The organism is Erythrobacter sp. Dej080120_24, assembly GCF_036322605.1.
GTDB classification, from domain to species: Bacteria; Pseudomonadota; Alphaproteobacteria; order Sphingomonadales; family Sphingomonadaceae; genus Erythrobacter; species Erythrobacter aurantius.
Genome location: NZ_AP027262.1, coordinates 3,210,895 through 3,224,584, shown reverse-complemented (window position 1 = coordinate 3,224,584; position 13,690 = coordinate 3,210,895). Strand labels below are relative to the sequence as shown.

Sequence of the window (13,690 nt, the reverse complement as noted above, 5' to 3'; positions counted from 1 at the left end):
TAGGCTCCAATGGTTAAGCCAACCATATTAGTCGATGGGCATGTGCTGGACGGGTCGCCTCAGGGCAGCGGCGCCTATCTTGCCGGTCTCTACGGCGCAGTCTCGCGCGAAGGAATGGCGCGAGTAGTGATTTGCTGTCACTACGAATCGAGTGTGACGCGATGGTTCCCAGATGCGCCGGACATTGAATGGGAACCGCTCCAGTCAACCGAGCGCTTCACGCGGCTTGCGCTTGAACTGCCTAAGTTGCAGGCGAGGATCAGGCCCGATTTCGCGCATTTCAATTACATCTGCCCGCTGCGTAAGACCGGCCCTTGGATCAATGTGATCCACGATCTTCTTTTCCTCGATTACTCGCAATACTTTCCGCTGAGCTATCGGCTCAGGAACGCCACTCTTTTCCGAATCAGTGCGATGCGTAGCGATAAGGTCCTAACCAGCTCTCAGTATTCCCGCGATGCAATTCATCGCCACTTTGGCATCCCGCGCGAACGCATTCATGTCGTTCCGGCAGCGCCGGATGCCTTCGCTGGGGCGCCCGACGAAGTAGTCCCCAACCTTACGCCTGGGCGGTTCGCGGTTTATGTCAGCCGTTTCGAGCCGCGAAAGAACCAGCATGCGCTGGTGCGATCATTTCATGAGATTGTTGGAGAACTCGATCCTGACCAGACGCTGGTCCTGGTAGGTGCACCCGCGCTCGGTTATCCCGAGCTCGACGACGCCCTAGCTCTTGCCGGCGAACGCGTCCGGCCGCTTTCCAATATAAGTCACGAGCAGCTTACTTGGCTTTATCGGAATGCGTGCGCCTCAATTTATCCTTCGCACGCGGAAGGTTTCGGCATGCCCATCATCGAGGCCGTTGCGGCTGGAGGCACTTCCTATTGTGCCAACAACACTGCCATGTCGGAGCTGGTTCCGTACGTTCATGGTAGCTTCGATGCCAATGATCACGAGCAGATCAAGGCCACTGTCAGGCGGGCATTCGGGGAGGGTCGCCAGACCAGAGATAACAGGGTGCGTGAACGTGTGCTGGAAACATTTTCGTGGAAGGCGTCAGCGTACGCTTTGATTGAAGCGCTTCGTGCCTGATATCGCGAAGCACAGGGTCGCCATTCTCGGCACTGTTGGCGTTCCCGGAAGCTATGGTGGTTTCGAGACGCTTGCAGATAATCTCGTCGTCTATCACGAGGAGGTCGGCAGCCCGCTAGGGCTGACCGTCTACTGCTCTTCCAAAGGCAATGCAGCGCAACCCGCTCGCTATCGCCAAGCGGTACTTCGCTATGTCGCGCTCGACGCAAACGGCGTGCAATCAATTCCCTACGACATGATCGGCCTTTTCGATGCCGTGCTGCGCGGGCACGATCGGGTGCTCCTACTGGGTGTTTCAGGCGCGCCTCTGTTGCCGTTTCTCAAGCTATTCACCCGCGCGCGCATCATCACGAATGTTGACGGTATCGAGTGGAAGCGCGAAAAATGGCGAGGTCTAGCCAAGCACTATCTGCGGTTTGCCGAAAAGGTGGCCGTGAAGGCATCAGACGAGGTCGTTGCGGACAATCAGGCCATCGCCGACTACCTCAAGGAAGCCTATGGCTGCGATGCCGAGATCATTCCATATGGGGGCGACCATGCCGTTGAGGCCGCACCCGATCCTGTCGCAGCGGCGCATCTGCCTTATGGATATGCGCTGGGGCTGTGCCGGATTGAGCCGGAAAACAATATCGGTATGATCCTCGAAGCCTTTGACGGGCTGGAGATGCCGCTGGTGTTTGTCGGCAATTGGGACAAGAGCGCCTATGGCCGCGAGTTGAAGGCGAAATACGCTGGTCATCCTACAATAAGTATTCATGATCCTGTCTACGACCCGGCTGCACTTCGGGCGATCCGCGACCGGGCGGCGCTCTATGTTCACGGGCACTCGGCAGGGGGAACCAACCCCGCGCTGGTCGAGATGATGCATTTCGCTATCCCGATTGCCGCCCATGGCTGTTCTTTCAATCGCTACACGACTGAGGGACAGGCGCTGTATTTCTCAAGCGAGGATGAGTTGCGAGCGCTTGTCCGGCAACTCACGACGGAACGGGGAAGGATGGTTGGCGAAGCGATGCTGGAAATTGCCCGACGCCGCTATACATGGACCACTATCGGTCAGGCTTACTTCGAATTGCTGGAGGCATAATGCTGGATATCCAGTCAACCGCGCTCTCTGATGTACTGATCCTGACGCCGCGCCGGTTCGGTGATGACCGGGGCTGGTTCTGCGAGACATGGAATGCTGGTCGGATGCGCGAGCACGGTCTCGATCTCGAGTGGGTGCAGGACAACCACTCCTTCTCAGCTGATGTAGGCACAATGCGCGGCTTGCATTATCAGGCACCGCCGCGCGCTCAGGACAAGCTGGTGCGCTGCAGTTACGGTGCCATCCGCGATGTTGTAGTCGATGTACGCAACGGCTCACCGACATACGGCCAATGGGTGGCAATCGAAATTTCGGCAGAAGACGGTCGGCAGATCTTGATCCCAAAAGGCTTTCTGCACGGCTTTGTCACGACCGCTCCCAATACCGAAGTCCAGTACAAGGTGACCGACTTCTACGTTGCCGAGTGCGATGGTTCTGTCCGCTGGGATAGCCTCGGCATCGACTGGGGCCTCGACAGTTCACCGATCCTATCCGACAAGGATCTCAGCGCCCCGCCTTTCGATGGCTGGGACTCACCTTTCATATACGAGAAGACTAAATGAGAATCCTCGTCACCGGTGGTGCTGGTTTTATCGGTTCGGCGGTGATCCGGCTCGCCATCGCGCGCGGACACCACGTTGTAAACCTAGATGCACTGACCTATGCAGCCTGCTTGGAAAACCTCGCTTCGGTAGAGAGCAGCCCGCACTATGCTTTCGAGCACGCCGACATCCGCGACCGTGCTGCGCTCGACCGGATTTTTGTTGAGCACCAGCCGGAGGTGGTGATGCACCTCGCTGCCGAAAGCCATGTCGACCGCTCGATTGACGGCCCGGGTACCTTCATGGAAACCAATATCATCGGTACCTTCAATATGCTGGAGGCAGCGCGCAAATATTGGGTAGAGAGCGGCAGACCCGAATCGTTCCGCCTCCACCATGTCAGTACTGACGAGGTGTATGGCTCGCTGCCACCAGATCCCGAGATCCAGTTCACCGAAGACACCTCATACGACCCGCGCAGCCCCTATTCGGCCTCGAAGGCCAGTTCGGACCATCTCGTGCGGGCCTGGGCCGAAACCTATAGCCTGCCGGTGCTGGTGACCAATTGCTCTAACAATTATGGGCCTTATCACTTTCCTGAGAAGTTGATCCCCGTCGTCACGCTCAACGCGCTGCACGGCAAGCCGCTGCCAATCTATGGCGATGGCTCCAACGTGCGCGACTGGCTCTATGTCGAGGATCACGCCGACGCGTTGTTGTTGGTGGTCGAGCGCGGAGAAGTTGGGCGCACTTACAATATCGGCGGCGAGAACGAGCGCAGCAATCTGCAGCTAGTGCAGACGATCTGCGGCATCCTTGACCGGCTGCGCCCGCGCGATGACGGATCTTCCTACAGCGAGCTCATCACCTTCGTCGCCGATCGGCCCGGCCATGATGCGCGCTATGCGATCGACCCCAGCCGGATCCGCGAGGAGCTGGGATGGCGCCCCTCGGTCACGGTCGAAGAGGGGCTGGAGCGAACCGTGCAATGGTATCTCGACAATGAGGACTGGTGGCGGCCGCTGATGAATCGCCATGGCGTGGGCCAACGACTGGGCACGGGAAAGTAGGCGCGGCGTGACGATCCTGGTCTTCGGCAAGACAGGGCAGGTAGCGTGTGAATTGCAAGCGCTTGCGCCCGTCATGGCGCCCCTGATGGCATTGAGCCGCGAAGAGGCGGACCTTGCGATGCCTGGCGCTTGCTCCGGTGCCATTGAGCATTACGCGCCAACAGCTGTGATCAATGCGGCAGCCTATACCGCAGTCGATCGCGCCGAAGAGGAAGAAGGGCTGGCGAACCAGATCAACGGTTGCGCTCCCGCCGAAATGGCGCGCGCCTGTGCTGAGCGCGACATTCCCTTCGTACATCTGTCGACCGATTACGTGTTCGACGGGAGCGGCGACGCGCCCCGTCGCCCGGATGCTCTTGTCGCACCGATCTCCGCCTATGGCCGCAGTAAGCTGGTGGGCGAGCAAGGCGTCACAGCGGCAGGCGGTCGCTATGCCATCCTGCGTACCTCGTGGGTGTTCTCGGCGCATGGGCATAACTTCGTGAAGACCATGCTGCGCCTCGGGGTTGAGCGCGGCCAGTTGCCTGTGGTGGCAGACCAGATCGGCGGCCCAACCCCGGCTGCGGAGATCGCGCGGGCTTGCCTGACGATCGCAGATCAACTCGCCGACGATCCAGCCAAGAGCGGAAACTATCATTTCGCGGGAGCGCCTTATGTTTCATGGGCCGATTTCGCCCGTGCGATCTTTGCGCAGGCTGGGCTGGCGTGCGACGTAGCAGATATCGGTACGGCGGATTATCCCACCCCTGCGCGCCGCCCTGCCAATTCGCGGCTCGATTGCAGCGCAGCCCAGGCCATATTCGGCATCGGCAGGCCCGATTGGCAGGCCGGGCTGGCAGCGGTCCTTCAAGAGCTCAAACAGAAGGATACAAACCAATAATGCAGCGTAAAGGCATCATCCTGGCCGGCGGAACGGGCACACGGCTCTATCCGGTGACGATTGGCCTCTCCAAGCAGCTCCTGCCGATCTATGACAAGCCGATGATCTATTACCCGCTCAGCGTGCTGATGCTGGCGGGGATTCGCGAGATTGCAGTGATCACCACGCTGGAGGACAAGGCGCAGTTCATCCGCACTCTGGGCGATGGCAGCCAGTGGGGCATCCGCCTGACCTATATCGAACAACCCAGTCCGGATGGGTTGGCGCAAGCTTACCTGCTGGCGGAAGAATTCTTGGCAGGTGCCCCATCGGCCATGGTCCTTGGTGACAATCTGTTCTTCGGCCACGGCTTGCCTGACCTGCTGGTCGAGGCGGGGGCGCAAGACAATGGCGGCACCGTCTTTGGCTATCGCGTGGCCGATCCTGAGCGTTACGGCGTTGTTGATTTCGCTGCTGATGGTTCGGTTCGCTCGATCGTAGAGAAGCCGGAAGCGCCAGCCTCGAACTTTGCTGTCACCGGGCTCTACTTCCTTGACGGTTCGGCTCCGCAGCGGGCGGCGCAGGTCAAGCCATCGCCGCGCGGCGAGCTTGAGATCACCACGCTACTTGAGAGCTATTTGGTCGATGGCACGCTGCAAGTCAGCCTGATGGGGCGCGGTTTTGCCTGGCTTGACACCGGCACGCACGCCAGCCTGCTTGATGCCGGTAATTTCGTGCGCACGCTGGAAGAGCGGCAGGGCTTGCAGACTGGCAGCCCCGACGAGATTGCATATGGCCAGGGCTGGATTTCGAGCGAGCAATTGGCCGATCGGGCGAGAGTGTTCGGCAAAAACGCCTACGGACGTTACCTCGAGCAATTGCTTGTGTAGCTTTAAGCGGCAACATAACGCCATCACGCCCAGATGTTATGCTCGGCCTTTTCGAGATAGCGTGCGAGCACATTCACTGACTTCCATCCGCCTGCCCTCATAATCGCGGCTGTGTCGAAGCCCCGCTTCAGCAGGTCCTGTGCGGCTCCCACTCGCATCGAGTGTCCGCTGAATGACGCGACTTGGTCTTGACGTGCTCCCCTGATTGTTACCATTCAGAGGTAGAGTCTCGCTCCTTCATGATTGATGTTTGATGGGATGGCAACGTGTCTGGGGGCATGCCCCCAGACACGTTGGCCGGCGATCTCGGCGGGGGTCTTCCCGCCCAGTTTCGAGTGTGGCCTGACCGTATTGTAATCGTGCCGCCAGGCGGCCAGCACGAACCGGGCATGTGCCAGCGAGGTGAACAGTGTCTCGTTGAGGCATTCGTCGCGCAGGCGACCATTGAAGCTCTCGACGAAGCCGTTCTGCATCGGCTTGCCGGGCGCGATGTAGTGCCACTCCACCCGCCGCTCCTGCGACCAGCGCAAGATGGCTGACGAGGTCAGTTCGGTGCCGTTGTCGCTGACCACCGTATGTGGCTTGCCGCGGCTGCCCATCAGGCTGGTCAGTTCCCGCGCAACCCGTGCCCCGGAAAGCGACGTATCCGCTACCAGCGCCAGGCATTCTCGCGTGTAGTCATCGACCACACACAGGATGCGGAAGCGCCGACCGCAGATCAGGCTGTCAGAGACGAAGTCGAGCGACCAACGCTGGTTTGGACCATCCGGAAGCACCATCGGTCTCCGCGTGCCGAGAGCGCGCTTGCGCCCACCACGGCGCCGCACCCGCAAGCCTTCCTCGCGGTAGATGCGCAGCAGCTTCTTGTGGTTGGGCGTGATGCCCTCCCGCGCCAGTAGATAGCCCAGGCGGCGATAGCCGAACCGGCGACGTTCCGCCGCCAGCTCGCGCAGCCGTTGCCGCAGCGTCCCGTCATCGGGCCGCGACGGCACGTAACGGATCACCCTGCGGCTCACACCAACCAGTGCACACGCCCGACGCTCGCTCACCCCGTGATGCTCCCGGGCATGGGCGACGGCTTCCCGCTTAGCGCCGGGCGTTACCATTAATGGGATGACCCGCCCTGTCCTTCCACGCACATTCGGCGGACTAAGAAGGAGGTACTTATGAGCATACGCAACCAACCGAGAGATGCGGCGGTGTTTGGTGTCGACATCGGCAAGACAGTTTTTCACGTCGTCGGCCTCAATGCCGCACATGCACCGATCCAGAAGGCCACGTTCAGGCGGGAGACTTTGCTGCAGTTTTTCGAGCGCGCGTCACCAGTTCTCGTCGGGATGGAAGCGTGCCCCGGCTCGCAGCGGCTGGCTCGCAAGCTGCAGGCCATGGGGCATACGGTCCGGATCGTGCCGGCACAGTTCGTGAAGCCCTTTGTCAAGTCGAACAAGAACGACATCATTGATGCAGAGGCCATCGCAGAAGCCGTGACAAGGCCGACGATGCGCTTCGTTGAGATCAGGACTCCGGAGCAGATCGACCTGCAAGCGCTCCACCGAGTGCGAGACCGGATGATCGCTCATCGAACGAGGCTGATCAGCCAGATGCGCGCTTTCTGTCTCGAGTATGGCATCGCGATCCACCAGGGCGCTGGCAAGTTCAAAGCCGAGATACCGCGCGTGCTGTCGGATGAGACCAACGAACTCACCGCTTCGATGCGTCGCATCCTGACAGAGGTACACGGCGAGATGATCGAACTTGAGCAGCGTATCGCAACGATAAACCGCGAGATCGAAGACATCGCAGCGCGCAGTGATACCGCACGCCGTCTGATGACTGTGCCAGGCATCGGCCCGCTGGCCTCGACCGCGCTACTGGCGGCGGCCGGTTCCGGGCGCCAGTTCGCCAAGGCTCGAGATCTCGCTGCTTGGCTCGGCCTCGTGCCGCGCGAACACTCAACCGGCGGGAAGACCAAGCTGCTCGGCATCAGCAAGCGCGGCAATAAATACCTTCGAAGGATGATCGTCCATGGTGCACGATCCTGCGTTACACATCTCGACAGAAGCAGGGACCGATTGGGACCATGGCTCGATGGGCTTGAGAGCAGGATGCACAAGAACAAGGTCACGGTTGCGCTGGCAGCCAAGATTGCTCGCATTGTCTGGGTAATCCTGACCAAGCCGGGCGCAACCTATGAGCGGCGAGTTTCAGTGTTCGGCTGAGCAGCGCCGCCACCAAATGCGAGGTTCGTGAGAGTGATGACGAGACAGTGGACCAGCGCATCGTAAGCCCCTGCAAAAAAGCGGGCAGCAAGCCCGAAGCATTTATCTGGGAACGAGGCGCGCGGATCTCATCAAGGCCTGGCCGCAACAGCGGCCCACTCGCGAGAGGCCGGATACATTTGTGCAGACTGGCACCGTCAACACCAATCGACCCTTGCATGGACAGGGCGGGTCATACATTTTTTGATGCCAGATCCTTCAACACGGCATTGTCGAGCATCGCCTCGGCCAGCAGCTTCTTGAGCCGCGAGTTCTCCTCCTCGAGGGATCGCAGCCGCCGGGCCTCGGACACATCCAGCCCGCCGAACTTCGACTTCCACTTGTAGAACGTCGCAGAGCTGATCCCGTGACGGCGGCAGACCTCCGCCGTCGCCATGCCCGCTTCCTGCTCCTTCAAGATCGCAATGATCTGCTCTTCGTTGAACCTGCTTCGCTTCATATCGTCCGACTCCTTGGCGTCAGACTCTACCAAAAAGCGGTCACATTTCAGGGGAGCACGTCAAGGGCTGCAAATTCAAGGCCCATAAAGTCCTCCTCCTTGCTAAGCGAGTTTAGTGAAGTTGCGCCGAGCAGCCTGACGATCGGCAAATTCTCCTCAGTGTCATAGACGCCCGGCTTTTCTTCAGGTCATACGTGTCCGTAAGAATTTGGACGGCTGCGGGCTCTGTTTCCTCGCTGCTGATATCCTTCGTAAAATGCGGATTTGCACGCACTGCACGACTCAGCGACACTAATGTCGCCTCCCTGTGGCACTTGCGAAGAAACTCTATTTTGGCCGTGACCACCGCCACATCGTTGACCCACATCGCCTCGATTGGATCTGCCGGCCCAAAGTGTCGGCACAGCTCTGCATAGAGCTGCTCGCAGCGATTGGGGTCCTCGCCGGGCATGGCCAGTCTTTGCTTGGGCGTAAAAAGGCGCGCGGCGTTTGGTTCTTGCGTGCGTTGTGCTTCATTGGTTTTATTACTCATCGTCACCACTCTTGGCTTGTGTTTATCCAGACTGCGCTGCGACGAAGACGAGCCTTGCTGCAGCTTGTGCGGCAGTCTTATCGGCCCTTAGGCGCGGCGCTCTGGGCTAGCTTGTGACGATTTTTTGCGGGCCAAGATGGGGTGTACATCCTATCCACACCTATCGACGAGTTTTCCCCGGCCCCTCTATGATGGCGCGAGGTAAGGTGCGGCCAGAGGCAATTTTGCAAAACGAACTGCGGCGCATTTTTGCAGCTACATTCTGGCGGCCTGAACTGGCGCCATGCCAAGAGAATTTGACGCGGCACCGCCAATCCAGGCGTTGAGACTCTTACCGTAACCTTGGTGTCCTTCAAATGCCCGATAACATGCACTAGCGGCCTTGAGGTGAAAACGCCGAGGGTGGTGGCGACCAGACCTTGGCATGCCAATGGTTTAGCCGACTTTCGAATGAGCGAGCGTAAGAGCCACTCATATGGAATGCTTGTTCTGAGCCCTTGCCAAGATGGCGCATCAACCGGTACGGCTATTCCTATGGAGCGGGGCCGAGAGCGTGGAGCTTACCGGAGCAAACTTGTGAATTTGCATTATACACCCAAAGCCCCAGTTGAGGGCACAGTGTCACTCAAGGTGTCGCAACTCATTGTGCTGGGGGTATTTGGTTTCGGTCTCATTCTTGCTGGGGGAAGCTCGCGTTTCGATGCCTCGCAGATTGCGGTGTTGCGGCCTTTGGCTGCTGTCCTGCTAATACCGGCGATTTGGTTTCTTGGGCGCGACGACTTGCGCCGCGCGCCGGTCGTGCTCGTATTGCTCGGCTTGTGGCTCGTCTGGATGGTGGTGCAGTTGATCCCACTGCCCACCGATATTTGGCATCAGTTGCCGGGCAGGGAGGCAATCCGTGACCTCGATGTCATGGCCGGCCTCGACGAGGTTAGTCGGCCAATTTCCTTCACTCCGTTCAGGGGATGGAACTCGGTTTTTTCTATGATTGTGCCGCTATGTGCTCTGCTGATAGCTCTCGCCTCTAAACTGAGCTCGCGTCAGTTGCTTTTGCTCGTAGCGGCGTTCGGAGTGCTAGATGCTGCTCTGGGCCTGCTGCAAGTCCTCGGCGGTGCCCACAGTCCGCTCTATTTCTATGCCATAACCAATCGCGGATTTCCCGTTGGCATCTTTGCTAATGAGAACCACTCAGCCCTCCTGTCTGCAATGACACTTGTTATCATCGCACGGTTGGGTCTGAGTGCGGCGACTGCAATGGACGCTCGGTGGGTTCGGTTGGCATATGTCCCAGCCTTTATTCTCGTCCTGCTTGCGGTCCTTATCAGCGGTTCACGTGCCGGATTGGTTTTTGCGCTGATCGCTCTTGGAGCGGGCGGCACAATGGCTTGGCTTGAAAGGTTGGGGCAAGCGAGGCAGTCCGGCAGGCAAGCATTGGCCTCTGATGGAGGAGTGAACCGCTGGCTTCCCGCCTTCGCCCTAGCGGTTATGTTCGGTCTCATTATGGCCTTCCTCGTTTTGGAGAGGACCCCGGCTTTTGAAGATCTTTTTGCGCGCAGCTCCTTCGAAGACCTGCGTTGGTCGATCTGGCCGTTCCTCAAGGGCATGATGCAGACGCACTGGCTGCTCGGAACCGGTTTCGGATCTTTCGATAGAGTTTATCAGATCTATGAACCGACTGACTTGTTGATGCGTGCCTATCTCAACCAGGCCCACAATGACTGGGCGCAAGTCGTGATCGAGGGCGGGTTGCCCGCTGTGATGATAGCGTTTGCTGCGATTATTTGGCTTGCGGGATCAATTCGTTCGATTTGGTCACGCAAGAAAGCCGCGGCCATCTTCTGGTTTGCCATTCTTGCGATTTTGGGCGCTGCATCGCTTGTCGATTACCCTCTTCGCACCCCGATCTTCCAGTCCCTTGCCCTGTGGTTGGTGATTGTTCTGGCAGACGAGAAGAATGGATGATCTCGCTTGTATTTGATTTTGCCCAAAAATGGCTTGGCCATGGTGCTGGATGGGGTATGAGGGGCATCAGCTTGAGTATGATTCAATGATTTCAAGAACACGCAATTTCGTCGTCACCCTCGCGCTGTTGGCTCTCTCTGGTTGCGCGACTGACCGTTCAGTCGGCCTTGCGCCTGAAGTCACCTTGACGACGCTTGAGACACTTCCGCCGCCGCGAGGTGAAATCTCTTATGTGATCGGACCTCAGGAGAAGCTCGAAATCGAAGTTGTGGGTGCTGAGACACTCAGCGGCACCTATCTCACTGATATCGATGCTCGGCTTGCTTTTCCGCTTGTGGGCGTGCTCGAGTTCGATGGCCGGACACCGGCCGAAGCCGCGGTCATGATCGCTGAACGCTTGCGTGGTCGATATCTGCTTGACCCGCAGGTACGGGTCATCCCCGAAGAATTTCCGGTTCCTTCAATTTCTGTCGGCGGGCAGGTGAAGCGCCCGGGAAGTTATCCTGCTGTCGGGCGGCAGACGTTGCTGCGGGTGATCAACCAGGCTGGAGGGCTGGCGGAATATGCCCAGAAAGACGATGTCTTGATACTACGCACCGTTGATAGTGAGCGCTACATTGGTGTTTACAACATCACGGCCATCGAACGCGGAAATTACCCGGATCCGCAGCTCTTTCCAAACGATATCGTTATGGTTGGCGATTCGATTCAGCGCCGTCGTCTTGACGATTTTCTGCAGATTCTTCCGCCGTTGCTGACGACATCGGCCATTCTGATAACCCGTAACTAGGCGCCATCGACATGACTGACAAAGCTTTGCCCTCAAGCAATTGGGTGGGCGCGGAGCCCGATGGAAAGTATGATGATGGGTTTAATCTCGATCTTGAGCGCTACTGGGTCGAAGCCCGAGGCCTTCGCTATTGGATCGCAGGGATCGTTGTTGCAGGAATTCTGCTGGGGCTTGTTGTCACCTTGCTCTCAACAGAGCTTTTCCGTGCCAGCGCTCGCTTGGAGGTGTCCCAGATTACAGCGAATGTAACCGCGATCGACCCTCTTGAAAACGAGTCGCGCATTTCCGAACTCCAATACCTCAACACCCAATACGAACTTCTCGAATCGCGCTTCATGGCCGAACGCGTTTCGAAGGCTGGCAACCTGCTGCGGTCGGAGGAGTTTGTAGAGGCTTTCGCGTTGCAGGGCGAAGAGGAACTCACTGAGCGCGACATCGAGAAAATCCTGCTGGACAACATTTCAATCGATCCACTCACTCAGTCGAGCTTGGTGGATGTCAGTTTTTCCAGCCCGTCGCCGGCTGTGTCGGCCACAATCGCGAACCTGTGGGCCGACGAATTTATCGCGGCCAATTACGAGAAGCGGTTTGGGGCGAATATCGAGGCGCGTGACTTCCTCAACAGTCAGATCGAGGAGCTTCGTGAGCGCTTGGCGGCCTCGGAAAAGGAACTGGTTGACTACGCCAATGCAAATGAAATTCTCGTTCTCGAAACTCGTGCGGGCGAGGACGGCGGCGATGCTGCGACTCAGACACTTATTGCATCGGACCTCTCAGCCTTAAATGCGGCGTTGGCTGAAGCGGTGACCGATCGGATTGCTGCTGAAGCTGCTCTTGCCTCCGGCGATATCCCGTCCCGCGACCCCAGGAGCTCTCTCAAGGTCGATCTGGCCAAGGCCGAGGCCGAACTTGCGAGCCTTCGTTCGAATTTTGGGCCTGCCTATCCTCCTTTGCTCGAGAAGGAAGCTGAAGTCGCCTCGCTCAAGGCCTCGTTGGCGACAGAAGCGCGCGCAGCTTTGCGTGCAGCTTCTGCTAGAGAACGTGAGCTACAAGGTAAACTCGAGCAGGCAAAGTCCAGCTTTCTGGGGCAACAAAATCTCGGCATCCAGTACGGCATCCTGAAGCGCGAGGTCGAAACCAACCGGCAACTCTATGATGGTCTCCTGCAGCGCTTCAAGGAACTCGGCGCTTCGGGTGCGGGGCAGAACAACATCAAGCTGATCGATAATGCAGCAGTTCCACGCATTCCATATGCACCATCGCTCATCCAGAACTTGCTTGTCGGGCTAGTGGCCGGATTGGTGATTGCAGGGGCGCTGGTTTATTTGCGGGTAACCTTGAGCCAGACCGTCAAGGACCCCCAGGATGTGACACGCAGGCTCGGGCTTCCTGTGCTGGGGATCATTCCGCAGACCAATGCAGCAGATATCAAGGAAGAAGTACTGAGCCGTTCGTCCGAATTGAGCGAGGCCTACAAGTCGGCAAGGACCAACTTGACGTTCCTGACGCCAGAAGGGGCACCACGGGCTCTCATGCTCACCTCCTCGGTGCCTTCGGAAGGCAAGAGTATCTCTTCGTTGTCTCTGGCAACGAGTTTCGCGCAGTTGGGCAAGCGCACCCTTCTCATTGACGCTGATCTTCGAAATTCGAGAATGCAGAAACTTCTCGACCTTGATCTTGGCAAGAAGGGCGGGCTTGCTGCCCTGCTAACCAGCAATGCGGCCAGCCTAGGCGAACAGATTGTCAAGATCGATGAGTTCGGCATCGATTACCTGCCTCATGGCTATACGCCCCCGAATCCGGTTGAACTGCTTGCAGGTCCAGCCTTCCGTCAACTGCTTGAGGAAGCGCGCAGCAAATATGACCAAGTGTTGATCGACAGTGCCCCGATGCTCAATCTTGCCGATGCCGTGGAGCTCTCGCGTTTGGCTGATGGTGTGGTGTACGTGGTTGAAGCGGACCGGATCAAACTGCGTGTGATCGAGGGTGCCATCAACCGCTTGAGCAGCACTGGTGCGCAAGTCTACGGCGTCATTGTGACCAAGCTGAAGGCCGATGCCGCCGGTTATGGCTACGGTTATGGCTACGGTTATGGCTATGGCTATGGCGAGGACTCAAGCCGCCCATCTTAGTTTGACGTGTCCAAGAGAG

Annotated in this window: 12 protein-coding genes and 2 pseudogenes; 10 read left to right on the top strand and 4 right to left on the bottom strand. The window is 58.4% G+C overall.

The annotated features are described in order from the left end of the window. Positions 1 to 9 precede the first annotated feature (9 nt). The 6 genes from AABA34_RS15480 to rfbA are packed head-to-tail and all read left to right on the top strand — an operon-like array spanning position 10 to position 5,537. Positions 10 to 1,089 (top strand): glycosyltransferase family 4 protein, encoded by a 1,080-nt coding sequence (locus AABA34_RS15480; protein WP_338303261.1) that lies wholly within the window; start codon positions 10 to 12, stop codon positions 1,087 to 1,089. Further along, positions 1,082 to 2,176 carry a DUF1972 domain-containing protein gene (locus AABA34_RS15475; RefSeq protein ID WP_338303260.1) on the top strand — a complete coding sequence of 365 codons (1,095 nt, stop codon included), beginning with the start codon at positions 1,082 to 1,084 and terminating at the stop codon, positions 2,174 to 2,176. The genes AABA34_RS15480 and AABA34_RS15475 overlap by 8 nt, the downstream gene beginning before the upstream one ends. Then, the gene (gene rfbC, locus AABA34_RS15470; protein WP_338303259.1) at positions 2,176 to 2,739 is read left to right on the top strand and encodes a dTDP-4-dehydrorhamnose 3,5-epimerase; all 564 of its coding nucleotides are present in this window, start codon (positions 2,176 to 2,178) and stop codon (positions 2,737 to 2,739) included. The genes AABA34_RS15475 and rfbC overlap by 1 nt, the downstream gene beginning before the upstream one ends. After that, positions 2,736 to 3,788, top strand: a complete 1,053-nt coding sequence (gene rfbB, locus AABA34_RS15465) for a dTDP-glucose 4,6-dehydratase (protein ID WP_338303258.1) — start codon at positions 2,736 to 2,738, stop codon at positions 3,786 to 3,788. The genes rfbC and rfbB overlap by 4 nt, the downstream gene beginning before the upstream one ends. Before the next feature lie 7 nt (positions 3,789 to 3,795). Next, a complete protein-coding gene (gene rfbD / locus AABA34_RS15460; protein ID WP_338303257.1) occupies positions 3,796 to 4,668 on the top strand; it encodes a dTDP-4-dehydrorhamnose reductase in 873 nt (290 codons plus the stop codon). Further along, positions 4,668 to 5,537, top strand: a complete 870-nt coding sequence (gene rfbA, locus AABA34_RS15455) for a glucose-1-phosphate thymidylyltransferase RfbA (RefSeq protein WP_445083740.1) — start codon at positions 4,668 to 4,670, stop codon at positions 5,535 to 5,537. Before rfbD ends, rfbA begins: the two co-directional genes overlap by 1 nt. A 23-nt stretch (positions 5,538 to 5,560) precedes the next feature. Here rfbA and AABA34_RS16445 read toward each other — a convergent pair whose 3' ends face one another. Together AABA34_RS16445 and AABA34_RS15450 are read right to left on the bottom strand one after the other, a co-directional pair. After that, positions 5,561 to 5,752, bottom strand: a complete 192-nt coding sequence (locus tag AABA34_RS16445; protein WP_445083739.1) for a tyrosine-type recombinase/integrase — start codon at positions 5,750 to 5,752, stop codon at positions 5,561 to 5,563. Continuing rightward, positions 5,753 to 6,643: pseudogene (locus AABA34_RS15450) on the bottom strand (IS3 family transposase); the annotation flags it as partial. A gap of 60 nt (positions 6,644 to 6,703) precedes the next feature. Here AABA34_RS15450 and AABA34_RS15445 point away from each other — a divergent pair. Further along, positions 6,704 to 7,756, top strand: a complete 1,053-nt coding sequence (locus tag AABA34_RS15445) for an IS110 family transposase (RefSeq protein ID WP_338303256.1) — start codon at positions 6,704 to 6,706, stop codon at positions 7,754 to 7,756. A 235-nt stretch (positions 7,757 to 7,991) separates the two neighbouring features. Here AABA34_RS15445 and AABA34_RS15440 read toward each other — a convergent pair. Beyond that, positions 7,992 to 8,255, bottom strand: a pseudogene (locus AABA34_RS15440) (transposase); the annotation flags it as partial. A gap of 112 nt (positions 8,256 to 8,367) precedes the next feature. Beyond that, a complete protein-coding gene (locus AABA34_RS15435; protein WP_338303255.1) occupies positions 8,368 to 8,787 on the bottom strand; it encodes a hypothetical protein in 420 nt (139 codons plus the stop codon). 618 nt (positions 8,788 to 9,405) lie between these two features. Here AABA34_RS15435 and AABA34_RS15430 point away from each other — a divergent pair. The 3 genes from AABA34_RS15430 to AABA34_RS15420 all read left to right on the top strand — a co-directional run bounded on the left by AABA34_RS15430 (position 9,406) and on the right by AABA34_RS15420 (position 13,671). Next, complete coding sequence (locus tag AABA34_RS15430) at positions 9,406 to 10,749, top strand: O-antigen ligase family protein (RefSeq protein ID WP_338303254.1); 1,344 nt, start codon at positions 9,406 to 9,408, stop codon at positions 10,747 to 10,749. An 85-nt stretch (positions 10,750 to 10,834) separates the two neighbouring features. Beyond that, positions 10,835 to 11,539 carry a polysaccharide biosynthesis/export family protein gene (locus AABA34_RS15425; RefSeq protein WP_338303253.1) on the top strand — a complete coding sequence of 235 codons (705 nt, stop codon included), beginning with the start codon at positions 10,835 to 10,837 and terminating at the stop codon, positions 11,537 to 11,539. Positions 11,540 to 11,550: 11 nt separating this feature from the next. Next, a complete protein-coding gene (locus AABA34_RS15420; protein ID WP_338303252.1) occupies positions 11,551 to 13,671 on the top strand; it encodes a GumC family protein in 2,121 nt (706 codons plus the stop codon). Positions 13,672 to 13,690 lie beyond the last annotated feature (19 nt).